The sequence below is a fragment of the Pirellulales bacterium genome (genome assembly GCA_036499395.1).
In the GTDB taxonomy this organism is placed as follows: domain Bacteria; phylum Planctomycetota; class Planctomycetia; order Pirellulales; family JACPPG01; genus JACPPG01.
Genome location: DASYDW010000063.1, coordinates 177,754 through 201,761, shown reverse-complemented (window position 1 = coordinate 201,761; position 24,008 = coordinate 177,754). Strand labels below are relative to the sequence as shown.

Genomic DNA, 24,008 nt, shown 5'->3' with positions numbered 1-24,008 from the left:
CGCACGACAGCCCAAATATCACTTCCAAGGTAGCGTAGCCCAGGCACTTTCGGCAGCCCCCAGCTCGGGCTGCGGCAGCGATTGCCAATGCCGACGCGCAATTAGCAGGAATTCCTGCAATTGCCGCGGCGAACTGACAAAGCCCGTCGCTCCCAGCTCGCGGGCCAGCCACTGGTATTCGACCGCCTCGCGCGCGGCCAGGACCACGGTTCGCGCTGCCGGATATCGCTCGGCAATCGTGCGCAACAGAGATAATGCCTGGTCGCAATTGCTGGGCGAAAGCTGAAGGGCAACGACGGCCAGCGGTTCCTCTGCCAGTGCCGCCAGGCAATCGTCCGAGTTGCGGGTCTCGACGAGCCGGTAATTGACGCCTGCGACCAGGGGCGAGCTAAAACGGTCGTTGGCTGTCATTGCCGACCGCGGCGCCGCATCGGCCAAGGCCAGGCGCAGCGGCACCACCCAGTCGTTATTGCGTTCGCAGACGATCAGCGTGAAGCGCGCGGGCATAAAGGGCCTCGGCGCTATCATAGGCACGACGTGGCGGGCGAACAATTGCCGGGTGTGCGTACCGTGGCTTGCACGCCCACTGGCGGTGACGCGGCCCCCTCACCCTGCCCTCTCCCCCGCGGGGGAGAGGGGTTTGCAGTGGACGATTGATCTGTGAAGAACGATTACGTTCTACAAGTCGTTCATCTTCAACGGTGCCGCGAGCGTTTTGCCGATTTGGTCGTGCAATTGCTCGAGGTGTGCCCGACTGTATGCGTCCGGCTCGGCGACTTGCGCATCCAGCGCGCGGGCAATGCGGTCGTCAATCGCCTTCAGGTGCTTACGTGCCAGCGCCCGGGCGTCTGCCGGGGCTGGCTGCATGAAGCCGAAGAAGAGGAAGTCGTCGAGGAACAAGAAATTGTTGTTCTGCTGCGGACCAAGCACCATCGTCCCCAACCGCTTCATGTGCTCGCGCTGTAGGTTGCGGCGAATGGTGGAAATCTCGATCTTCTTCTTTTCGCCCGCCGGCTGATCGGGCGTGGGCAACTCTTTCCAAATGGAGTCGCTCAAGGTTTCGAACACTTCAGGCAGCTTCAGCACTTCCTGACCGTCACTGGCGTGAAGCTCGGCATTCTGGATCGTGCGCAGCACCGAGGGATCGAGAAATCGCGACAGCACGATCTTCTGAATCGAGAGCACCTGATCGTAGACCGGGAATTCGTACTGACCGTAGAAATAACCTTCGTGGAAATGCTCGGGCGCCAGTCGCTTTAACAACTCGGGCGAGAATTTGAACGCCTGGTCCGAGAGAATTTCTTCCTTGAGGATCTTGATTGCGTCGCGCTGCTTGGCCAGCGGGATCGCCTCGAACGGCGTTTTGGCGTCCGGATCGTCACGATGGGCGCGAGCCGTGTACTCGCCGCCGATGTACTGGCTGCTGAGATAAGTGGCCGAGCCGAGCTCGCCCAACAGCATCGAGAATGTCTGCCGGGCACGCTGCCAGCCTTCCCCCTTGGCCACGACGCGCTCGGTCAGCTTGTCGAGCGAATCTTTCACGAGTTGCACGCGGAACTGAGCGAACTCGAGCGGATCGCCCAAGTCGAACAGATTCACACGCGGATCGGGATTCATGAACGTGTCTTCGTCCGTGCCATAAATCAGGTCGTTTGACGAGCTTTTCGCTGCGATCGCGGCCAACTCGGTTGTCTCATCCTTGGTCGGCTTATAGGCGTATTCGATGGCCCAATAGTCATAGGGGCCGAGCGTGTCCGAGAAGTAGTCACCCTGCTTCTCGCCCTTGGGAGCGAAGTTGGCCGGCGCGTAATCCATCACCGACCCGGTCATCCCTTTCTTACGCGTGATCTCGGGATTATTGGCGTCTTTCAAGCTGATGAACGTGCTCGACTTGAAGTTATGCCGCAGGCCGAGCGTATGCCCGACTTCGTGCATCACGACTTCCTTGATCGCCTGGCCGAGAAACTCCTCGGGGATTTTGCCGCCCGGGTCGATTGCTCCCTGGGCTGCCATCAGCGCCGCCATCAAGCCGATCTGGCGCTGCATTCCTTCGCCCATCATGCAGCGATCGCAACCGATGTGGGATGGCTGCCAAATAGCATGACCCGGCATCGCATCGGGATGATCGGCATGACTCTCTTTGAGAGCGGCCTGGTATTGCGTGAACAGTCGCTGCACTTCGCCCTGGTTGACCGCCATTTCGGGCACTTGCGCCGCGAATATCTTGAAGAACGCCTGGCGATTTCCCTGGTGCAACAAGCTCATGGCCTCGGGAATGCCGCGCGTGCGCACGAACTCGCCACGCCAGTAGCGGATCATCCCTTCGTCGAAAATGATGTCGGCGTCCAGGATCTGCCCCGTCTTCGGATTGGTTCGCGATGGGCCCATGGCAAACCCGGCGGACGTGGTAATCCAGCGGAAGGTGTTGTAACGGATGTCTTCGGGATCGAAATCATCCAGCTCGGATTGATCGCGCACCTGGATCGCCTCGATGAAGCCGAGCTTGTCGAACGCCTTGTTCCATTCCAGAATCCCGGCGCGAACATAGGGGCGGTATTCGCGCGGAACGGTCTTCTCGATCCAGAACAGGATTGGCTTCTTGGGGGTCGAGCGTTCGGCCGAGGCATTACTCTTTTCCAACTCCCAACGCGTTACGTAGCGCACCTGCGGGGTATCACGTACGTCGGTCGAAAAATCTTGCACCGTGCTGAGGAAGTGCCCGACGCGATCGTCCGCCAGTCGCGGCTTGTAGCTGGACGCCGGCAACTTCGACAGGCCGTAATGGATCACGACCTGCGTGCCGCGCGGATCGACGATGCCCGAATCGCCGAAGAAAAAGAACCAGCGGAACCCAAAATTGAAGACCGCGCTGACCTCGACTTCGATGTTATCCGGAAACGCCTTCACCTTGGCCCAAGTGCTGCGATTTCGATCTGGATTAATGCCCATGCCGGCCAGATCGGTCATGAACAGGTCGGCCAGATCCACGAGCACCCGGCTGCCGCCTTGCTCTTCGCTCTTGATCGGCATCGCGTTCAGGACGCTGTCGTTATACGAGACCTTGATTGAGTCGGCCTGCGGCGAGCCGGCGTCGGCGCGATGCTTCACATCACGGCGTACGACCAGCACGCGATCCGCGGCGCGCTGAAAGCTGAGGATCCACTGCTCGCCGAAATTGAGCGTGTCACCCCCCAGGTACATCATGCCCGCCCCGCGCGCGATCGAGATCGGCAGGACGAATTCTTGATTGAACTGCTCGCGGCGAATGGCCAGCAGCAGCTTTTGATCTTTTTCGTTGTAGTACATCGTGAACAAGCCGTCGATTTGCTTCGCCCCTTCGACGGTCTTGTTCCAATCCGGAAATTTGCTCTCCGGCTTGGCCGGTGTCGCCGCCGCTGCAGCGGGCTTTGCTTCAGCGGCCTTTGGCGCATCCTCAGCGCGGGCAGCTTGACCAGAAAACGACGCAGCGAGAATCACCGGCAGCGCGCGCAACAGATGCGCACGTGCTTGCAAGAAGCACAACATCGGAGACCTCCCCATTCCAAGTAAAGTATCACTGGAACGCCCAGCCCTGCGCCTCAGACATTACAGGCGGGGGAACCAATGTCAATAGTTTGGGGGGCGAGTAAGAATAATTCTTCACATAGAGTTTTCGAACCAGCGGCAATTCACATTGAGTTCCCGTCAGGAATTAATGCATTGCCAGCAAAGCAGCAGTCGACGATCGAAGTTGATCGTTTAGCTCACTGCTCAATTGCTTACAGCGCTCAGCATTTGGGCCAGCAATTCCATCGGCAGTCCGACGACGTTCGATTCGCTGCCGCGCTCGACGTGGACCCAATCGAGGCCATCTTGATAGCCGAAAGCGCCGGCTTTCCCTTCCCACAGCCCGCTGGCGACGATCGAGTCGATGTGCGCCGTCGAAAGCGGATCCATACGGAGCGTCGTTTCGTCGACTTGCACCACGGGATCTCCCGAGGGGACGTTCCACACGCACAGTCCGCTATAAACGCGATGCCGCCGATTGGACAGCATCTCCAGCATGCGGCGGGCGTGGTCCTCGTCGCGCGGCTTGCCAAGGACCTGACCCTGGCATTCGCAAATCGTGTCACAGGCAATAATCACGGACGGGCCGACGCGAGTCGCGACGTCGGCCGCCTTTTGATAGGCCAGGCGCGCGACTAGCTCAGGGGGTGTTTCGCCGCTGCAGACGCCGCATTCGGCATACTCGCTGGGTGTCACGATTTCGAACTGATAGCCGGCCTCGGTCATCAATTGCCGGCGGCGCGGCGAACTGCTGGCCAGAATTAATTTCGCCGGAAACACCTGCGGTCCTGACGAGTCACTCGGATATTGAGCATTCATAGGCTCTGTCGGATAATGCATTGCTACGCGGATTGTCTGAAGCGGGCGCCTGCGCCGCGCTCGCCTCCTTGAGAGAGACTTCTTTACATGCCACTAGCTTACAATTTTGTCTCGCTCTCCGGCATGGGGTGGAACCTGTTCCTGGCGTCCATTCCTTTGGTGCTGGCCGGTCTGCTGTTTCGTGGCGAACGTCGCCCGGGCATCGTGTGGTGGTTCGCATTCGTGGTTTTCCTTCTCTTCCTGCCCAATGCCGCCTATGTGCTGACCGATGTCGTGCAACTGGTGCGTCGCGTTCGGCAGCAGCCGTACGTGCCGGTGTGGACGATTGCCCTGGTGTTGGTCCCGCAGTACGTGGCCTTCATGCTGGCCGGATTCCAGGCGCATGTCCTTTCGATCATGCGCCTGCGAAGTTATCTACGCCGACTCGGCCTGGCGTACTGGATTATGCCTGCCGAGATTGGCTTGAACCTGGCGGTGGCGATGGGCATCTACCTGGGACGATTTCGGCGGTTCAACAGTTGGGATATTCTGCGCGAACCGATGCGCCTCGGCGTGCAGACGGCCGAGGACTTTTCGACTGTCACGCCTTGGTACATTGTCGCGATCGCCTTTGGTGTGCTGGTTTTCTTGTACTACATCGTGAAGTTCCTGAATCGCGCCATCGTTACGGCCGCCGTACTGCCGAGTTCCGAGCGCGACGGAAATCCGCTGCGCCGACTCTTTGGCCGATTGTCCACGACGTTTCATTAATCCGAAGAATCCTGGACCACGAATCTGTCCGCGTCGTTCAGTTCAGCTTCAGCTTTGCATCATCACGCGGATTCCATGCCCAACCAGACGCTTGAAATTCTCTACGAGGACAACCACCTGCTGGCGCTCAACAAGCCTGCCGGCTTGCCGACGATGGGCGTGGCGGCCGATCGCGAAAGTCTGCTCACACGCGCCAAAGACTACATCAAGCACACCTATCAAAAGCCCGGCAATGTCTATCTGGGAGCGATGAGCCGGCTCGACGCTCCCGTGTCGGGCGTACTGCTGTTCGCCCGAACATCGAAGGCGGCCGCACGTCTGACCGAGCAGTTTCGTACCCGGGCCGTCGAAAAGCTGTATTGGGCGCTTGTCGAAGGAACCGTCGACCCGCCGGCGGATCGGCTGGTGGACTTCGTCCGCGCCGACGAGCGGCATCGACGCATGCATCGCACGCGTGCGGACCAACCTGGCGCTCAAGAGGCGCGTCTGACGTACCGCCGCCTAACCGAAGTTGCCGCAGGCACACTGCTGGAAGTTCAGCTCGAAACGGGGCGCAAGCATCAGATTCGCTTGCAGCTTTCCGGGCGGGGATGGCCCATCGTGGGCGATCGAAAATATGGCAGCGGACAACCGTTTGCCACGGGAATCGCATTGCATAGCCGCCGCCTCGTTTTTTCGCATCCCACGCGGGACGAGCGCATCGAGCTTATGGCGCCGCTTCCTCCGCCGTGGCTGAAAAGCGGTGTTCAGGATCGGCGCTGACCCCCGTGTGGGGCAGGCGCGGAGAGCCGAATTGCCAGCTTTACCACGGTTTCCGCGGGTACGCCGCACGATTCGTCAGCGGATCGTTCGGTGGCAAACTGCCTCAGCTTGGGTAGTTGCGGAATTTTCGCCAGTGACAGGCTGGTCTCGGTTTGTGAACAAACCTTATACTAGGAAGCGTAGATTCATTTTATTCCTGAATCTATTTCACTTCTGCGGAACGCGTCGGGCATTCAGGGTCGCTCGCAGATCAAATGTTTTGAGCGACAGGTTTCGTGACCAGCGACACCAAAAGCGTATTTCAACATGCAGCCTTGACCAGTGGCCTCCTCACGCAGGAGGAATTGGCCGAGGCCGTTGCCTCGTTGCCAAAAGAGAAGGTCGGCGTACCCCACGACGAGCAACTTGCGAACAAGCTGGTCGAACTGGGCCGCTTGAATCGCTGGCAGGCCGAACAACTGCGCCTGGGCCAGAAGAAATTCAACCTCGGCGACTACCACATTATCGACTCGATCGGCCAAGGGGGGATGGGCCAGGTCTTTAAGGCCGAGCATGCCATGATGGGACGTATCGTCGCCGTCAAGGTTTTGCCCCGCGCCAAAAGCACGCCCGAGGCCGTCGCGAGCTTCTTTCGCGAGATGCGCGCGCAAGCGCAATTGGATCATCAGAATCTCGTCCGTGCCTACCATGCAGGGCACGATGGCAACGTTTATTTCCTAGTCACGGAATACGTCCCGGGTACTGACCTGCGACGACTGATTCGCCGGCGCAGCAAGCTCAGCATGTGTACCGCGTCGGTCGTCGTGACCCAGGCGGCACGCGGCTTGTCGCACGCGCACAGCCGTGGGCTGATTCATCGCGACGTGAAGCCGGGAAACTTGCTGGTCACGCCCGACGGCATCACGAAGGTTTCGGACCTGGGGTTGGCCGATTACTTCAGCGACGAAGTGCCAGCGGACGCCAAAGGAGGCAAGATCGTCGGCACGGCCGACTATCTGTCACCGGAACAAATCACGATGCCTGACCGGCTGACGGCGGCCAGCGACGTTTACTCGCTCGGGTGTACGTTGTACTACGCCGTGACGGGTAAGGTCCCGTTCCCGGGCGGCACCACGCGCGACAAGGCACGGGCCCATTGCCAGTTGCCCCCCATTGATCCGCGCCGCTTCAATCCCGAGTTGGCCGACGACTTTGTCGAGGTCATCGCCGACATGATGGCCAAACGGGTTGAAGAGCGCATTCAGACCGCCGAGGAAGTGGCCGCGCGGCTGGAGCAATGGGGGACCGATATCGAAGGTGCCGCACTCGAGATTCGCTCGTCGGATCCGCTTCCGCCGCCGGTCACAGCGCCGCCGCGGACGCGACCGATTCCGATCCAGATGCGCGACACCGAGACAAATTTCCTGATGCAGCCGATCTCGGAGTCTGGCTCGGTCGAAAGTCCCAGCCAGACCTCGGTCGGCACGGCGCCGGCCGTGGCGCTGGATCAGGAAACGATCCGCATGCTCAGCCCCGAGACGTCCCTGCTGCGTCCGCGCAGCGACCTCAGCTCACTGCCGCCCTGGCTGCGCTGGATGATGATCGTGGCCGTGGTCGGCGCCGTGATGGCGATTGCCGCTGTGGTTCTCAGCAATCTGCTGGCATAATTTTTTGCCAGCCGGATTACGTGCCGTCCTGGGCCGGAGGCGCGGCCTGTGCCGTGGCCTCTTCACCGACTTCCCGCTCCAATCGTTCGACCTGACGCGCATCGAGATGACGATTGATCACGGTTTGCGTGTCGTCGAAGAGCTTGTCGATCTGCCGCTGCATGCGTGGGTCGCTCGAGGTGCGCCGCTGCCGCTCGACCAATAGCTCGCGCGTAAAATCTTGTTGCGAGCGAAGGCGCCGCAGTTCGTTCAATAATTGCCGCGCCTGGTCCATTTTGCCGGCCCTGATTCGCGACCGGATACGCGTGATCAACGCCTGTCGCCGTGCGATCTGATCGACCAGCTCTTCCTGGAAGCCGTTGATCACGCCCTCTACTTGCAAACGTAACTGATCGTCGGGAACCTGCGCGAGCAACGTCGGTGTCAGCCCCGGCAGGACGGGCAGGCGGGCCATGATCACTCCGCCGCTTTTGACCAGCAACACGCGCAGGGCGCCATCATCGGGCTCGATGCGCAGATTGCCGCGTACATCGGTCGATCCCAGCAGAAGCGTTTCCTTCGAATCGACGGGATGAGAATAAATCTGATAACCAGAAAGGGGCCGTTCCTGCTTGTCCGCGGTGCGCAACTGCAGGGTCGTGTCGCCGCTGGGGGGATGCACGAACAGTGCCAATTGCTCGGCGCGGCCGCGCCGCTTATTGACCAAGGGCGTGTGCAATCCGGTCACGAGCTTGGTCCTCAATCGCGAGCCTTCGACCGACTCGACGATCAGGTACGACCAATCGATCGGTTGCACGCGTTGCGTTTTGCCAGACCGTAGCCTTACGACGGGCCGAAAGATGCTCTTGTCGAACGACGTCTCGACCGCGGGATCGCGCGTCGGAACCGCCGCGGCGCGCAGTCGCAGCGTCACTTTGTCACCGGTGACCTCTTCCACGCGCGTCAGAGGGGCAAACGCGGCCAACAGCGTCCGCAGGATCGCATCCGGCAGCATGGCCCGGTGCATTACCCGATCTGTGACCGTTGCGCTGAAGAGTTGCGTGCGAACGTCGAAATCGCGAACCGAGATTTCGTAGCCGCCGTCGCGAAACGCTATCCGGACGAGCATGACCTTGTCGCCATCTTCGCCGGCGGCGGGCAGGGCCTGATCGGCCTTCATAGTCTCGAAGTCGTAGACGATCGCCTCGCGTACGGCGCCGTTGGCCACCTCGGCCGTGCATGTCCAGCGCCCCCCCACGATTGCCCAGGCACGTCGCTCGATCGCTTCGGAAAGTCGCGCCCCGACGTGGTCCGCTTGCGGCGTCAAGCCGATCATCACTCGAACGTTGTACGGCGTTAGCTCCCACAGACTTTCCGTGGCCTCGGCGGCAGCAGCGCTGCGGGCCACACCCAGCAAAAAACTGAGCGACAGTGTGATCGCGATCCCAGTAGCAAAACGCAAGGCGGCATGCCGAATTCTTCGCCTGCAATGAACGGGGTTTCTCACGGTTCCTCCGCCATCAGAGGAACGGTCGGCACCCACTTCTCGACGTTTTGATAGAGCGTGGCTGGCCGTGGCGTGACACCCGACAGCGAGCGCAGATAAGCGAAGTGTTCGGTAATCTGCCAAAGCGGGATCACCGAAACTTCGTCGTACGTCAGTCGGTGCAGATCGTGCAGCGCTTGACGGGCTTCGTTCCAACCGGTCGCCGTCTCCACCTGGCGCAGCACCAGGTGCATGTACGTGCTGGCGTTGCCAATGATGGCAGGCTGGCCGAAGAGACGCCGCGCCTGCACCAATGGTTCTTCGATGGCCATCTCGACGTAGAGCAAATCATCGCCTTCGGCGAACTGCGCCGGCTCGTCGGCCGGGATTTCGCGAAGCTGGACCTTGATGTTGATCATTTCCAGATTCTGTTGAATCCCTTTGCAGCCGATCCGCGCGACATCATCGGCCGGGTGGGCCAGGACCAGCTTGGGCAATTCCTTCACTTGGTCGGCAGGGACCTCGATCCCCATCGAGATATCGCGCAACGCCACGGCCGACAGTGTCAGCGCAAGGCGCGGCTCGTAGGCACGAGGTTGCACGTCATCGTCGTAGGCATAGCCCGCGGGATCGCTCAGCCCCGCGCCTTTCGAAAATGGTCCGCTCAGCACCTCGCAGCCGGGCAACACTTGCCGCTTCAGAATTTGTTCGGCGAGAATCTTGGGACGATTGATTCCATACACCAAGGCCCGGCGAAAGCCACGATTGCGCATGAATGGCTTCGCCAGATTCGGCACCAGGCAATGAACCGTCGGCACGCTGTACGCCTCGACATTGATTCCGATCGTCCCCCGCAAGGCGCCCACCTGCCAGGGAGGCAAGCGGTCGACAACCGTGATTTCGCCCAGTCGCAGCGCTTCCGCGGCTTCAACCCGCGAACCGAATCGCTGCTCGATGATGCCTTGCGGCTGGGTCGGCGAGCGGGCGAAATAATCCGGATTCGAAACCACCGTCGTGCGTTCTTGCGACGCGTCGCGCACCTTGTATGGCACGATCGACGATGGGACGCCATCCGCGGCGCTGGTGGGCGCGATCGTCAACTGCGCGGCCGGCGCCAGTTGCGGCTCGCGAAAATGAATCAGCACCTGGTCGACACCGGAAACCTCGATGCTGCGACATGCCTCGGCCCAGCCCGGCAGATAATCGGCGCGCCCCGGTTGCGATAATTCGAGCAGCCGCCTGGCCAGGTCGCCGCCTGATAGTTTGCCGTCCCGCAACCAGGCGATGCCGGGCGTGATGTTCATCGCCATGCCGCGTCCCAGGTCGGTGATCTCCCAGGTGCCAAATGGCGACACGTATTCACCGCCATCGGCGCCGTAACCGCTGAACTCGAACAAGTCGCGTTCGAACAGGCGTTGCGTGCGCCGGACCGACCAGTGAGTCATCGGCTCGGTGACCTTGGTCGAATGGGGGCTTGTCACGCCAACCACGACGTGCGGAAACGAGGCGAACGCGGCTTCGGCGAGCGCCTTGCCCCCTTCCACCTTGGGCCAGATCGCCAGCGCATGGCGCGCGAGCGAAAGCGCGTCCTCCGGTTTATTCGCGGCGAGCACGGCCTGCCCGCGGGTTACGACCGCCTCGGCGCGGTCGCTCAATTGCTTCTCGAATCGGTCGGAACCTGCGCCCGAGGGAAATTGCCTGCGTAATTCGCGAATCAATTTGCGGACGGACGAGAAATCCTCGGCGGCGAGGTATTTGTCGACCAATTTGCCGGTCGCGGTCGCGGTGGCCCTCTCCAGCGTTCGCCGCTGGGGCTGCTTGTCGTACAGCGTGTGCAGGAGAACAAGCGCGTTTTCGTACTTGCCTTTGCTTTGCCAGTCTTTGGCTTCTTCGTAGAGGAAGTCAGCAAACGCATCGTCCAACCCGACGCACTTCGGATACTCGTGGCGCAAGAAACCGAAATAAGCGAACGCTTCGTTGAACTTGCCGGCTGCCACCAGCTTCTTGGCTTGCTCCAGCACCGCTTGGTCAAAGAGCTTTACCTCGAGGATGTCTTGCCACTGGATATCGAACTCGTCGTCCGGATCCTCGAACCGCCGTATGCGCAGCTTGTCCGTGGGCTTGGGCGCGACGGGCAGTTTGCCGCCGGGCAGATCCAGCGGAAGCACCTTCAGCTTTGTCTTCGTCGAATCATTGAGAACAATCAGATCGTAGGGCTCTTGCTCGTAGAACGGCCCCGCCGGCGCGGAGACCTTGTTCTCCTCCGTATCGGCAGCCGCGGCCTGGCACGCGCCGAGTTGATCGGCAAACAGCGCGAGCAGTATCGCCAGCAAGGCCGTGATGCCGGCCCGGCGCTGGTCGCAAGCGAGTTGTAGTGCGCAACACTTCAAGACCGATCGTTCCCGCAAAAAATGATTACTTGGGCTCGGCGACGATGTGCAAGGTGCCGTCGCTTCCGGCGCACAGCAGCCGGTCGTGCCAGCGAATCGGTCCCAGGGCAAATGGCTGACCATAGTCGGCCTGGCTCAAAATCTTGCCTGTGTCGGGGGCCACGCGATAGATCGTGCCCAAGTTCGAGCACGCCACGATGGCGCCGCGCGATTCCAAGGGACTGCCGACGATGTTTCCCGGGCCGAGCGTGACCTGCCACACCATCTTTCCGGCGCCGTCGACGCATGTGAGCTGTCCCGACAACGTGGCGACCCACACGTTTTCTCCCACCTTCTTTGGACCCCAGATCGCTCGCGCGTCGAGCGCCCAGTCGTCGCCCGGCCTCAGGTCGGGTAAGCCGTAGGCCGATAGATGATGCCCCACGTCGACGACGTAGGCGAAGTCGCCCGCAACCGCCGCTGCCGTTAACAGCGGCGCGGTCAGCTCGACCGTGGCAGCCGCTTCGAGGTGGGGGCGCGGCGCAGCAACCGTCGCCAGCCGATACAGCTTTGTGCCGCCATCCGAGATCAACACCTGCCCATCGCCGTACACCGTCGGCGGGGTCCAATTGACGTCGCGGCCGGTTTCGACAATCGGTTGAAACGGCGCCAGTAGGCTGTGTCCTGTATCGGGATCGATGACCGAAACCTGGCCGATTTTGGTCGCCACGAGAACGCCGCCCGCGTAACTGGCCGGCTGCGTGGCGGCGACATCGGTCAACTTACGACGTCGTAGTTTCTCGCTGCTCGCCTGAGGATCGTAAACCAACAGTTCCTCGATGCCTGCCGAGGCGTTGGCACGCGCTGGTGTGAAGACGCACCGCCCGTCCTGTAATTGCACCAGCGGTTGGTCTGGTTCGAGGAACAATCGCTCGCCCGTGGCCGCCGCGGGAGAGTCAAGCAGCTTGCGACTGGCCATGCCTGCCGCGGGGACTTCGAAGAGCGCGCCGGCCGCGGTCATTGCCAGGGCTTTGTTCGCGTCCGTAGCGACGATCGGCGGTGCAGCCAGCGGAACGCCTAGACGAGTTTCCCAAAAACGATTGCCATCGGCGCCGTTAATGCCATAGGCCGCGGCCCCCGGCGTCGTCTGGCTGCGCGCCGCATAAACGACCGACGGACCGACGATCGTAGGCGGTTGCAGAACAACAGCCGTGTCATCGTTGATCCACTTCGGCGCAAGCGCCCCGCGCGAAGCCTGCACGTCGTAACGCGTCAACCCATAGCCGGCCAGCCATAGCTCGGAACCGCGGGCCGCCAGGAAAGGGATGATCGGCTGCTTGCTGTCCGTCGGCTTCTCGGCCAGCTTCGTCAGAATACGAGCCCCGTCCGGCGGCCCCAACTCGAACGAATACAATCCGCCACGATCGGTGCCGACAATCAACGCCCGGTTGCTGACGACCGGGGGCGAGTAGACGTGGCCGCGTAATGATACCTGCTCGACTTGCTTGATATTCAGCCCCTCTTCGTCCGCCAGCAGAATGCGCAGCACGGAATCCTCGATGCCGCTATTGATGGCCAGGATCAAGTACCGGCCCACCAAGATCGGCGGAGCGGCAATACTCTCCAACTCATGGCCCAGATAGACGACCTCGCGGCATTCGCCACTCTCGGCCGTTAGGACGTACATGTTTGCCTGTGCGGCCACCTGGTAATACATACGCTCGCGCGGTTCGACGACCGGCGCCACACGCAGCGGCTGAGGAATCTGTACGAAGCCGCGCAATTGACCGCTCTCCAGGTCGATCACGCGCAGCTTCCCGGAACTTCCTCCCACCAGCACGCGATCACGCACCACGATCGGCGGCGCGGGGGGACCGTCGTCGAGCGGCTGTCGCCAGCGCAGCTTGCCCGTGCCTCCATCGATCAGAGCGACCGACTGCTGCACGGCATCGTACAAGAGTGCCGCGCGTCCGGCCGCGGTCTTCACGACTTGCGGTACGAGATCCGTTTCGTAACCCACGAAGCGCCGCCAACGGGGGCGTCCTGTGCGAGGATCGACGGCATAGGCCGAGCCCGTGTCCAGGACCATCACCGTGTCGATATCATCGATCGGGGCGGCGTTGCCCGAGGTTGCCGTTAGCGCGACCGAGGCCAATGTCAGAGAACTGCCATCGGTGGTCTCGGGCGGGCGTTCCTCGGCGATGAACTTGACGGCATTGCGCTCGTTTTCCGCGGCGGCCACCATCGCGGCTACCAGCTTTTTATCTTCGACCAGCTCGGGATACGTTTGCAGCAATTTATGGCGGATGCCGTAGACATCCAATAACTGGCCGGCTTGCGAAGCCTTCTGCATTTCGACCACGGCCCTGTCGAGCGAGTTATCGCGGTCGAGATTGCGCGTGGTGAGTGCCAGGCTCGCCAAGACCTCACGTAACTTTTCCGACGGCTGCAAAGTCACGGGCACATACTTATCAACAAGCGACAAAGCTTCCCGCGATTGATCAATCAATTGGGTCGAGGGCTTCTCATGGGCTTGATTGGCCAATCCTTCGGCGATCGCTGGCAGGACCGACGCCAGGTCGGCCTGAGCGATGGAAAATTCCAACTCGGGCGAGATCTGATTCAGTGATGTTTGCGCCGTGGCCAGGGCCCGCGTCCAGTCACGTGCCCCTTGCGAGGCGGCGCGCATTTCGGACATGCCACGATGCACGCGCGCTGCGCTCACCGAGCCGTGGGTCGGGAACTTTTCCAGGTACTGATCGAACGCTCCGATCGCGGCCGAATACGAGCCCGACTTGTACAATTGCTCGCCGACGTCGAAAGCCTGGTCACCTGTTTGCCGGCGCGTGACGAAGAGCAGGACCGCGAGCAGGATCAGTAATCCGATCAGCGAACCGCCTCCGATCAGTAAGAGCGGAGAGTCCCAGGCATTGCGCGGGCCTCGCGGCACCGGCGTACGCTTGCCTGGGCGCCCTTCGGCCGTGGCTACCTGCGATTCGGAGCCGGAGCCGCCGAGCAGATCGTCGACCTGGTTGGCCAATTCCGGCGCGGCCGGCGCAACTTCATTGCGCCACATGCGTCGCTTTCGCTTCGCTGATTTGTCCGAGGGCTCGGTGGTCGACTTCTTGCTCGTACTGCCCCCTCCGCGGCTTGGCTTGCGCGTGGGCGCAGTCATCAGCGGATCTTCGTCGATCGGCGCCAGGTTCAGATCGTCGTCCGCGGCGCGCGTCTCCTTACGGCTGATGCTGATTGGCGCGGCCGGCTTGAGTGGAGCGGGGGCCGGGGCAGGAGATTTTTTCGGTGCTGGCGGCGGTGGTGGCGGGAGCAGGTCATCTTCGTCGTCCGGCAAAACTTCCAGTTCGTCCGGCATCCGACCTGCTTGGCCCGAGAATCCTGTCTGCGTGGCCTGATCGTCATCGAGCAACTCCAGTTCTTCGTCCGGCTCGACTTCGACCGTGGCATGAATGGGCCGGGCCGGGGGAGTGCCGATCAGGCGGTCACCTTGTGCCTTGGTCAGGTGTCCCTGTTCGATGAGCTGGCGAACAATCGCAGCGGCGTCGAGTTTGCTCCCGGCAGCGGCGGCTTGGCGGCGCAGCGCAGCCAACACGTCGTCAGCGATCAATCCGCTGCGCTCGAGTGTTTCCAGCAACGATTGACTGGTCATGATTTAAACCGCTTTGCCGCGGCTGCCCCTCAAGCGCGCACAAAGCGCATAGCAATGCTTTGCGAACTGCCCGAGCTGTTCCTGGTTGCCCGCTGGCTCGGCAGACGTGCGGTGCCGATCGGCACGAAAACACGCCTCGTTCCAGCCTACCAACTGGGCGTCCTGGTCACAAATAAAGAAGGGTGTCCCCGCGGCCTGCAAAATCCGCACGTTGCGCCAGGTTTTGTGTAACCCGTCTGTTTTAGGGCCGGTCTTTATTAGTGCTGTTTCCCGGAACCAAGACTCCGGCGATAGCCTTTGCAGTTACTCCGCGGCCCGGGAACGGTCTACCCTGGTTTATTTAGTAGTACGTCTGTTCCGTGACGTAGAACGCGAAGCCGGCTCCTTCGGTTTTGACGCCGAACCGGGTGCGGCGGATATCCTTCGCCGGGCGATTCTTGTACTGCCGTTCGAGATTCGTGAGTTGTGTTTCGACCGCGGGAGGCAGGAATTTAAAGATCGTTCGCCCTTCCGGGTTCGTGATGCCGGCCGCGCGCAACAATTCCTTGTCGGCCTGGTCCAGGTCGCCCCGGCTCCAGGTCATATATTTTCGCTGCTCGGCCGCACGAGGACCGGTGCGCGCGATCGGCTTCGGCTGGCTCAGCTTGCCGACATAAACAATGTCGTTGCCTGCGCCGAAGACCCCCAGCTCGATGCCGAAGAAGTCCAATTGTTTGGCGTAAGTCTCGACGGTGTTGCCTGGCGGAAAACGCACCTCCCAATCGGTGCGCCGCGCTACGCCGCCACCGAACCCGCCGCCGATCCCCTTGGCCGGATGGTTGCCGGTCCCTTCCGAGCGGCCGCCGGTGCGGACTCCTTCGCCCCGCGCGAATTGCATGTCGAAACGATCGAGCGTGCCGTCGCTGGTCGCGGCGGCGTCGACCACGGCCGACAATGTATCGGGGGGCGCTTCCTCCATGATGTCGCTTTCGGCCGCGATATCGCTCTCGGTCGGGGCTTCGATGTGCTGACCTTCGGTGCCGACGCCATTCTCGTAGCCGCCACCACTGGCCAATTGTTCGATGACGACCGGCACCGGCTTGTCATAGTGAAAAATGCCGCTGGAAAGCCAGCCCACGAACACGCACAGCACGGCAGCACCGACCAACACCAACAGCGCCAGAATCAAACTGGCAACGCGGTCATAGGCCGACACCGTCAGCGTGGAGTTCGTGACGCGCACCTCCTTGCGTGGGCTGCGGATGCGTTGCGTTGTTGCCTGGGCCACGGTTATTCGTCCAGATGGGCGTTGGGACGGATCGACGTAAACCATTTGCGCCATTTGCGCACGGCATTCGCGCGACGATTTTCGGTAATGCCTTCTTCGCTGGGCTCGCTGATCGTGCGGCTCATGAATTTTAGCGCCTCTTCGGCCGCGATGAAGACATCGTCATCCGGGTCGGAGAGGGCCGCGATGATCACCGGCGCACTGTCGAAATCGCGAGTCTTGCCTAGCGTGTAAACTGCGGCGGCCCGGGCACCGGCCGTATCAGCTCCCGCCAGGGCGCGCAGCTTCGAAGCCAGCTTTCCTAATTCGGCCGGGGGCGCCTGCGAGACTTTGTCCTCCAGGCCTTCCACCGCGCGCAAGTAGTCTGGATGGCCGGGATCCTCAATCGCGGCCAGCAACTGCTCGGCCGGACCTGAAAGCGGCTTCGGCCGCACCTGGCCCATCCGCAACTCGATATCGGTTCCATCGGGCAGGCCACGGCCGGTGATCAAGGTGCCGGGGCCGAGGTGATGCGCCTTTTCGATGCTCTTCTTGCTGGAGCGCAGCAGAAATAGCAGGGAAAATGCCGTGTCCGTCGATGGGCCGGTTTGTCCCGTCCAACCTCCGTCGCTCCCTTTGGTTCTTTCCAAGAGGTAGACGCCATCGTCATACCAATGCGCTGGCTGAAACGGCGTTGTGGCCGATAGCTCGCGAAAACTCTGATAACGTTCGAACGCGTACATGAAGTAATGCTGGTACTGACCGGGATCGATCTGGTAGTGCTCGCGCATCCAAGCGTCCCCCAGATCGAGCGCCTGCCCCATGCGCGACAGATCGATGCGCGTGGCGATCGCTTTGGGTGCTTGCTGCGTCGGTGTTTTCTTGACGCGTTGCAGCGCCACCGGCAGGCCGGCGTTCGGGTCGTACACTGCTCGCCGATATTGAAAGCGATCCGCGCAGATGTACAGGCTGCCCAGTCCTGCGGCCACCATGCTGTGGCGAATCTCGGGTTGAGTAACGAGGTTGAAATTGCCGGGGTCATTTCCTTGATACCCCCAAGCGCCGCTGGGATCTTGCGTACGCATCAACCAGTTGGCCACTTTCTCCCACGGCTCGAGCGGCACCTTGAAGCCGGCGTGCTCGGCCTCCCACATCGCCAGCACGCCGTACTGCGTCATCGACGTGTCGCCGGTCGGGCGCTGCGGGTAGCCCCAGCCGCCGTGCCCTTTTTGCAGCGACAACAGGTGCGCCAGCATCGTTTCGATGTCGGCCTTGCACGCCACCGGATCGAGCTCGACCAGGAAAATGACGCACAGGCCGACCGTGTATACATCCTGCGTTTGCAGGGCGCCCGAATCGGATCGGATGCGCCGTACGGATATTAGCGCCTTTTGAATCAGGGGATGATCGGCCTTCACCTCGGCTTTGAGCAACGTCAACCCAATCAAGGCTTCGGCCCCCACACGCGAGTCGGGGGTCTCTTCCAAGAATTTCACGCCCGAATTGACCAGTTCCATGACCTTAGGCGATTTTGGCGTGAACTGCGCGTGAGTCCGTTGCGGTTGTAACGCTCCGTAGGCAACGACAATCGCCAGCAAGCCGACGGGAAGCAGCCGCAACGATTTGCCAACCCCAACCAGGCTCCTGGTCTTCGCGCAACGAGAGCAGGTCGCCGAACAGCGTTTGCCGTCTCGATTTGTGCCGGCCTGAGGCATGGTGATCATGAACCCTTCGTACGCGCGACGACACAAGCCAACGAACTTGCCCGAACCGCGCGCGGTCTCTCACGGCGCGCAAGCGCGACGAAGAAACCAAAAACTCGAAGGCCGCGGCGCGGCGCTTCGAAAGACGTATGGCCAACGCCCGAACGGCGCGCGCCATGGGCAACCTCTTTCGATCCTAGCCCCCCTCGAAGAGGAGTGTCAAGGAACCGCTGCCGAACGGCGCGGAAGAGGGCTGAACTTCGGCCGTGGATGGCCCGAACCTAGCTTTTTTGCCGGCCGAAACAGACCAGGCACATATCGTCGCTTTGGGCCCGCTGGCCGACAAATGTCTTTACGTCGGCCAGCAAGAGGGCGCCCAGTTGTTGAACTCCCTTGGCCGGCGCGGCCAGACGATTCCGCAGTCGCGGCATGCCATAGAGCTCGTTCGTGGCATCCATCGCTTCGCTGAAACCATCAGTGAATAGCGTCAGCGAGTCGCCTGGTTTCAAGTCGAACAGGAATTGCGAATACTGGTAGTCGGCGTCGACGCCTATCGGCAGGCCGGCCTCGTCGCTGCCGACTTCTTCAATACGCCCCTCGGCACTGCGCAAAAACGGTGCCATGTGGCCGCCGTTGACGAGGCATACCTGGTGCGTCTCCAGTTCCAGCACCGCCACGACGATCGTGATGAAATGATCTTCCCAACCGCTAGCGCTGAAATTTGCGTTCAGCCGAGTCACCGCCGCGGCCGGGGTTGGCTCGCTGGCCAGACAATAGCGGGCTTCGCTTGATAGCTTGGCCGTCAGCAGAGCTGCCGAGATGCCCTTGCCGGACACGTCCGCCAGGATCATTGCCATGCGTCCGCCGGGCAGTGGCACATAGTCGAAATAATCGCCGCCGACCTGGTTGGCCGGTTCATAAAAATCGAAGAAGTCATACCCCTCGACGCGCGGCGGACCGCTGGGCAAGAATCCTTGCTGAACCTTGTGCGCCAGTTGCAAATCGTGCTCGAACTGCTGCTGCCGCATCGCGGCTTCATGCAGTTGCGCGTTCTCGATCGCAAAGGCCGCCTGGCCGGCTACGCTCGCTAACACTTCCAGATCGTCGGTCTGAAAGCGGCTGCGCTGATCGAGCGTGTCGATCTGGATCGCACCGAGCGCTCGTCCGGTACTATCGACTAGCGGAGCGCACATCATCGAGCGGATGCGAAAGTCGGCAATGCTCTGGCTGGAATCGAACCGCTCGTCGCTGGCGGCATCGGCCGAGAGAATGGCCTCTTTACCCTGCATCACCTGGCTGACAATCGTGCGGCTGATGCGAATCGTTTCTTCGTCGCCGGGGCGGCGATGCTTCACCGCCTTGGGAATCAGCGGACCGTTCTCGCGTTCTTGCAGGACGATAAACCCACGGTCGGCCTGCAGGAACACCTTGAACAGGCTGTCGAGGACCTTTGGCAGCACCTGATCGACCGAAATGGCCGAGGCGACGCTGTTATTGATTTCGATCAGGGCCTTGAGCTTGGCCTCGGCATTGACCGAGAATCGTTGTGATTCGCGGGCCTTGGCCATTTCGAGCTTCGTCATCACGGTCGAGCCCGAGGTACCGATCACGTCATCCACGACCTCGGCTAGGGCCGGGGCGACGCCGCCGGGCTCGCCCGCCCGCTTGCCGCGGTGGAAGGTGAACAGCAGATCGCAAATCTTGATGCGATCGTTATCTTCGAGCCGGTGACGGTCGTGAATCTGCTGGCCGTTCACGAACGTGCCGTTCCGGCTTTTCAGATCCTCGACGTAGAAATCCGCCTCGATCAGCAGGATTTGCGCGTGCTGCCGGCTCACGGCGCCGACGTCGAGCACGATGTCGCAATCCGGATGTCGCCCGAGAATGGCGCGATCGCCATCAAGCGGAAACTGGACGCCGGGTGTCATCCCCTTAAGGACTTGTAATGAGGCCATGGTGGGAAAGCGGCCCGGAGGCGACAGGTAATCCCGCAGCTGGCCGCCACGCGACGGAAATCTCCGCGGCGTGATCTATTGCCAGTTCAACCCGGCGGGAAGAATCTCCCGCGATTTTACGGGGCACGTGCGTAGGGCGTCAACGGGCCGGAAAATCGTCGGGTATTGGACCCATTCCTCGGTCTATCCCGGTTTTCCGTATTGCCTTTACGCCGCACCACTCTTTGCAGTCAGCCAGCCGGTAGTGCGTGACGTACGTTCTGCGGCGGCTGCGGTCGTTGCACTACACGTCGCCTGGACCGCCAGCTTGACGGCTGACCCGCACACGGTGAGACTTGGCCCCGATCGGTCCCCCTCATGGCAAAGTTCGAGGGGGCTCGACGTCCTTGGCGCTTCATCCGGGAAGGAAATCATTCATGGCCAAGATCGGCATCGGCCTGGTCGGCAGTCAATTCATCACGACGCAGCATTACGAGGCTCTGCAGCACGTGCCGGATGCCGAGGTGCTAGCCGTGGCCTCGCCGACGATCGAGCATGTCCGCAGCTTTGCCGAGAAACGCCGCATCCCGCGCTGGTTCGTCGATTATCGCGAGATGTACCAGATGCCCGAGATCCAGCTCGTCGTTCTCGGACTGCCCAATTACTTGCACTGCGAGGCGGTCGTTGCCGCAGCCGAGGCTGGCAAGCACGTCGTTCTGGAAAAGCCGATGGCCATGAACCTGGCCGAATGCGATCAGATGATCGAGGCTTGCCGCCGCGCGAATGTGAAGCTGATCTACGCCGAGGAACTCTGCTTCGCCCCGAAGTACACGCGATTGAAGCAACTCGTCGATTCCGGGGCGCTGGGCAAGCCGCATCTTGTCAAGCAGATGGAAAAACATAGCGGGCCGCATACGCCTTGGTTTTATAACACCGATCTCAGCGGCGGTGGCGTCGCGCTCGACATGGGCTGCCACGCGGTGGAATTCTTCCGCTGGTTATTATCCGGCCCCGATTGTGCGAACCGACCCCGCGCCACGAGTGTCTACGCACAGATGGGTACGTACATGCATTGCGACAAGACGCGCGCCGATGACGAGTCGCTGATCGTTGTCGAGTTCGAAAACGGTTGCGTAGGAATGGCCGAGGAGAGTTGGGCCAAGCTCGGCGGCATGGACGATCGCGCCGAAGTCTACGGTTCGCAAGGGCATGCCTATGCCGACCTGCTGCGCGGCAACTCGATCCATACCTACTCCGAACGCGGCTACGATTATGCCGTGGAGAAAGCCAGCCAGACCAGTGGCTGGAGCTTCACGATCTACGAAGAAAACTGGAATTATGGTTTCCCGCAAGAGATGGCCCATTTCGTCGAGTGCGTGCGCGACAACAAGCAGCCGATTGTCACCGGCGAAGATGGCCGGGCCACGCTCGAAATTATCATGGCCGCGTACGCTTCGGCCGGCAGCGGCAAGAAAATCTCACTGCCGTTTACGACCGATGCAAAGAAGCCCATCGATTTATGGCGACCTTAGAAGTAACTCGCTACATCAATCGAATGCGCATTACGGGAAGCGGTCATGAAGCTCGCCGACGTTATCCCGTGGGGACGATCGCTCGATGAGTATCGGGCGATGTTCGATTTGACCGCTACTGATTTAGCGGGCCGGATTCTCGGTTGCGGCGACGGCCCGGCCAGCTTCAACGCCGAGGCCACGGTGCTCGGCCATCGGATCGTTTCGTGCGATCCGATTTACTCCTTCACGGGCGCGCAAATCGAGTCGCGCGTTCACGAGTGCTATCCAGGAATGATTGCGCAGGTGAAAGCGCTCCCGCAGAACTTTCGCTGGGACTTTTTCCGCGATCCGGATCATCTGGTTGACTATCGCCTGACGGCGATGCGGCGATTTCTGGCCGATTTCGATCGTGGCCGCGCCGAGCAAAGGTACATCGCCGCGGCGCTGCCAAATTTGCCGTTTGCAGATCGTGCATTCGATGTGGCACTGTGTTCCCACTTTTTGTTCCTCTATTCGGCGCATTTCGACGCCGAGTTTCATCGCCAGGCGATTGCAGAGATGTTGCGGGTGGCCCGTGAGGTGCGAGTATTTCCGCTGGTGGACCTTGACTGTCGCCGCAGTGTGCATGTCGCGCCGGTCTGTGAGCATTTGGCTGCGCCCGGCTACCGCGTAGACATACGGAACGTGCCCTACGAGTTTCAGCAGGGTGGCCATGAAATGCTGCGAGTCGCGGCAACATGATTTCTGGCGTCGCAGTTTGCGCAATGTGACACGCCGCACGTTACATAAAATTTTGTTGACTGCTCGTTAATAGCCCTCTACGATGCGGCGAGTCGAATTGCTTAACACTCTTTCGCGGCCTGATCGGCCGTTCGGCTCGCTAATGTAGGCGTGCGACTACCGGAAGCAGAGGACCAGCGCCCGTGTTCAAGGGGCGTCGTGGCGCACGCGTTGCGAGGCCGTCAGATTCTCGTCGGACAGCGAAGCAAGCCGAAATGCCGCGCTGCTCCTGATTCGTTCTCGCTGATTTCACGCCTTTGGGTCGGTTTCCAAGCGTGATACGGCTGCAGCAAGCCTTCCTCGATAACGCGCCGCGGCTCTACAGCCGTTCTGTCATCTTCCGCTTCGCACCCGTTACGGCATCTCTTGTGCAAGTTTTCGTCGGAATGCCAGCAGGGAAATATCTTCGTGACTTAGAGGGGCCGCGCATGCGTCAGGCAGTGAGAATTGGCATTTTGGTTCTTTGGGGGCTGTTCACAATCGCCACGGGGGCGTCCGGCGCTGTCGTCGCATGGTCGCTGGCGATCACAGACGACGCGGATCAGCCGATCACGGGACCGCTTGTCGTCGGTCAGACATTCTGGCTTGATGTTTCGATCCTGGATCTGAGGACTGACCTGGGACCCAACGCCGGCGCGCTGTCGGCCGCGACCGATATTCTGTTCGATTCGACAAAGGTCGCGCCCACCGGAAGCGTCCAGCCCGGAGTAGCCTATCCGGTGCCGACGATGCAAAGGATGACGATACCGACGCCCGATGACATGCGGGTCGGCGGTTCCGTTGTCGTCACAGTGAATGGCCCTGTTGGTCCACCGGGTGTGGGCCCCAATTTGTTGGACCGAATTGAAATGGTGGCAACGGCCGCGGGGCCGATCACGTTCGCGACGCAAATTCCCTTCGCTCAGAGCGTATTCGTCGAGCAATACACATTCGCCACGATCGCGCCGAATGTGGCGCCTTTCCCCGTGGCGGATGCGGATATCGCCGGAGCGACGCTCTCGATGCGCGTGGTGCCGGAGCCAGGGACGCTGTTGCTGGCGTTCATCGCGGCAGGCGGGCTCGCACTGCGTTTTCGAAAGACGTCAAAGTGCAAAGTGGGATAATCGAGCCAGTTCAAAAAGGGGAGAGCTCTCATGTCACATGTGCGCATCGCCGTCATTGTCGTTTTGGCCTTTGCGCTGCCAAAGAGTGTCGCCTGGGCTCAGCAACCCGATACGAAAGACGCACAGATCGAGGCTCTGAAGAAACGCGTCGATGATCTTGAGGCGAGGCTTGCACGGCTCGAAGGTGACTCGGGTTCTACTAATGGGACGATCGACAACGAGAAGGCGCGCGAGGCTCAGCAGCTCGAAGCTCGTGCGCGCATGAAGAAGGATATTGAAAAGCATTCGCAGGAAGAGTTATTCGCCGCCGAGCAACTCTACCAAGTTGCCAACAAGAATTGGCGCAGCCCAGAAGCCAAGGCGTGTTTGGAACAAATGGTCGAGAAGTATCCCGATCTAAATCGCACAGGCTGTGCCGTTCTGTATCTCGCGCAAATGGCCGTTGGGAACGAGAAGGTAAAGCTGCTAAACCAAGCCATTAGTCGGCATAGCGACTGCTTTTATGGCGATGGCGTACAAGTCGGCGCATATGCGCGCTTTCTCCTTGCTAAGCACTACCTCGTTGGTGATGAACGTAAGCGGGAGCTGGCGCTGCCGCTTGTTGAGGACTTAAAGAAGCAATATCCATACGCCGTCGACCATCACGGTCATCTTTTGGCTTTCGGGTTTCTAAAAATTGACCCGTGACGCAGAATTCCTTCTAGCGA

General features: G+C 60.9%; 16 protein-coding genes. 7 read left to right on the top strand and 9 right to left on the bottom strand.

Annotated features, from left to right (window positions below; translation table 11 throughout):
* Positions 1-18: 18 nt before the first annotated feature.
* From VGN12_10105 to VGN12_10095, 3 genes are all read right to left on the bottom strand, one after another.
* Positions 19-507, bottom strand: a complete 489-nt coding sequence (locus VGN12_10105) for a hypothetical protein (GenBank protein HEY4309791.1) — start codon at positions 505-507, stop codon at positions 19-21.
* 171 nt (positions 508-678) lie between these two features.
* Positions 679-3,525: a zinc-dependent metalloprotease gene (locus tag VGN12_10100; protein ID HEY4309790.1), complete on the bottom strand. Its 2,847-nt coding sequence runs from the start codon at positions 3,523-3,525 to the stop codon at positions 679-681.
* Positions 3,526-3,750: 225 nt separating this feature from the next.
* Positions 3,751-4,365, bottom strand: coding sequence for a Maf family protein (locus tag VGN12_10095; protein ID HEY4309789.1), 615 nt, complete (start codon positions 4,363-4,365; stop codon positions 3,751-3,753).
* An 87-nt stretch (positions 4,366-4,452) separates the two neighbouring features.
* Between VGN12_10095 and VGN12_10090 the strand changes: the two genes are divergently transcribed.
* The 3 genes from VGN12_10090 (at position 4,453) to VGN12_10080 (ending at position 7,523) form a co-directional block, all read left to right on the top strand.
* Positions 4,453-5,115, top strand: a complete 663-nt coding sequence (locus VGN12_10090; GenBank protein HEY4309788.1) for a DUF1361 domain-containing protein — start codon at positions 4,453-4,455, stop codon at positions 5,113-5,115.
* Positions 5,116-5,190: 75 nt separating this feature from the next.
* Positions 5,191-5,877, top strand: coding sequence for an RluA family pseudouridine synthase (locus VGN12_10085; GenBank protein HEY4309787.1), 687 nt, complete (start codon positions 5,191-5,193; stop codon positions 5,875-5,877).
* A gap of 275 nt (positions 5,878-6,152) precedes the next feature.
* On the top strand, positions 6,153-7,523 hold the full coding sequence (locus VGN12_10080) for a serine/threonine-protein kinase (protein HEY4309786.1): 1,371 nt from the start codon (positions 6,153-6,155) through the stop codon (positions 7,521-7,523).
* 16 nt (positions 7,524-7,539) lie between these two features.
* Here the strand turns inward: VGN12_10080 and VGN12_10075 are convergent, their stop codons facing one another.
* The 6 genes from VGN12_10075 to VGN12_10050 form a co-directional block, all read right to left on the bottom strand.
* Positions 7,540-8,964 carry a hypothetical protein gene (locus VGN12_10075; protein HEY4309785.1) on the bottom strand — a complete coding sequence of 475 codons (1,425 nt, stop codon included), beginning with the start codon at positions 8,962-8,964 and terminating at the stop codon, positions 7,540-7,542.
* 41 nt (positions 8,965-9,005) lie between these two features.
* On the bottom strand, positions 9,006-11,378 hold the full coding sequence (locus tag VGN12_10070; GenBank protein ID HEY4309784.1) for an ABC transporter substrate-binding protein: 2,373 nt from the start codon (positions 11,376-11,378) through the stop codon (positions 9,006-9,008).
* Positions 11,379-11,403: 25 nt separating this feature from the next.
* Positions 11,404-15,021 carry a PQQ-binding-like beta-propeller repeat protein gene (locus VGN12_10065; GenBank protein HEY4309783.1) on the bottom strand — a complete coding sequence of 1,206 codons (3,618 nt, stop codon included), beginning with the start codon at positions 15,019-15,021 and terminating at the stop codon, positions 11,404-11,406.
* A 340-nt stretch (positions 15,022-15,361) separates the two neighbouring features.
* Positions 15,362-16,288, bottom strand: a complete 927-nt coding sequence (locus VGN12_10060) for a hypothetical protein (GenBank protein HEY4309782.1) — start codon at positions 16,286-16,288, stop codon at positions 15,362-15,364.
* Between the two features lie 2 nt (positions 16,289-16,290).
* Entirely contained in the window at positions 16,291-17,991 is a 1,701-nt protein-coding gene (locus VGN12_10055; protein HEY4309781.1) for a prenyltransferase/squalene oxidase repeat-containing protein, read from the bottom strand.
* Positions 17,992-18,251: 260 nt separating this feature from the next.
* Positions 18,252-19,925, bottom strand: a complete 1,674-nt coding sequence (locus tag VGN12_10050) for a SpoIIE family protein phosphatase (protein ID HEY4309780.1) — start codon at positions 19,923-19,925, stop codon at positions 18,252-18,254.
* Between the two features lie 416 nt (positions 19,926-20,341).
* Here VGN12_10050 and VGN12_10045 point away from each other — a divergent pair, with 416 nt between their 5' ends.
* From VGN12_10045 to VGN12_10030, 4 genes are all read left to right on the top strand, one after another.
* Positions 20,342-21,436 carry a Gfo/Idh/MocA family oxidoreductase gene (locus tag VGN12_10045; GenBank protein HEY4309779.1) on the top strand — a complete coding sequence of 365 codons (1,095 nt, stop codon included), beginning with the start codon at positions 20,342-20,344 and terminating at the stop codon, positions 21,434-21,436.
* Between the two features lie 45 nt (positions 21,437-21,481).
* Complete coding sequence (locus tag VGN12_10040; GenBank protein ID HEY4309778.1) at positions 21,482-22,159, top strand: class I SAM-dependent methyltransferase; 678 nt, start codon at positions 21,482-21,484, stop codon at positions 22,157-22,159.
* Between the two features lie 467 nt (positions 22,160-22,626).
* Positions 22,627-23,301 (top strand): PEP-CTERM sorting domain-containing protein, encoded by a 675-nt coding sequence (locus VGN12_10035; protein HEY4309777.1) that lies wholly within the window; start codon positions 22,627-22,629, stop codon positions 23,299-23,301.
* A gap of 30 nt (positions 23,302-23,331) precedes the next feature.
* Positions 23,332-23,988, top strand: a complete 657-nt coding sequence (locus VGN12_10030) for a hypothetical protein (protein ID HEY4309776.1) — start codon at positions 23,332-23,334, stop codon at positions 23,986-23,988.
* The last annotated feature ends 20 nt before the right edge of the window (positions 23,989-24,008 follow it).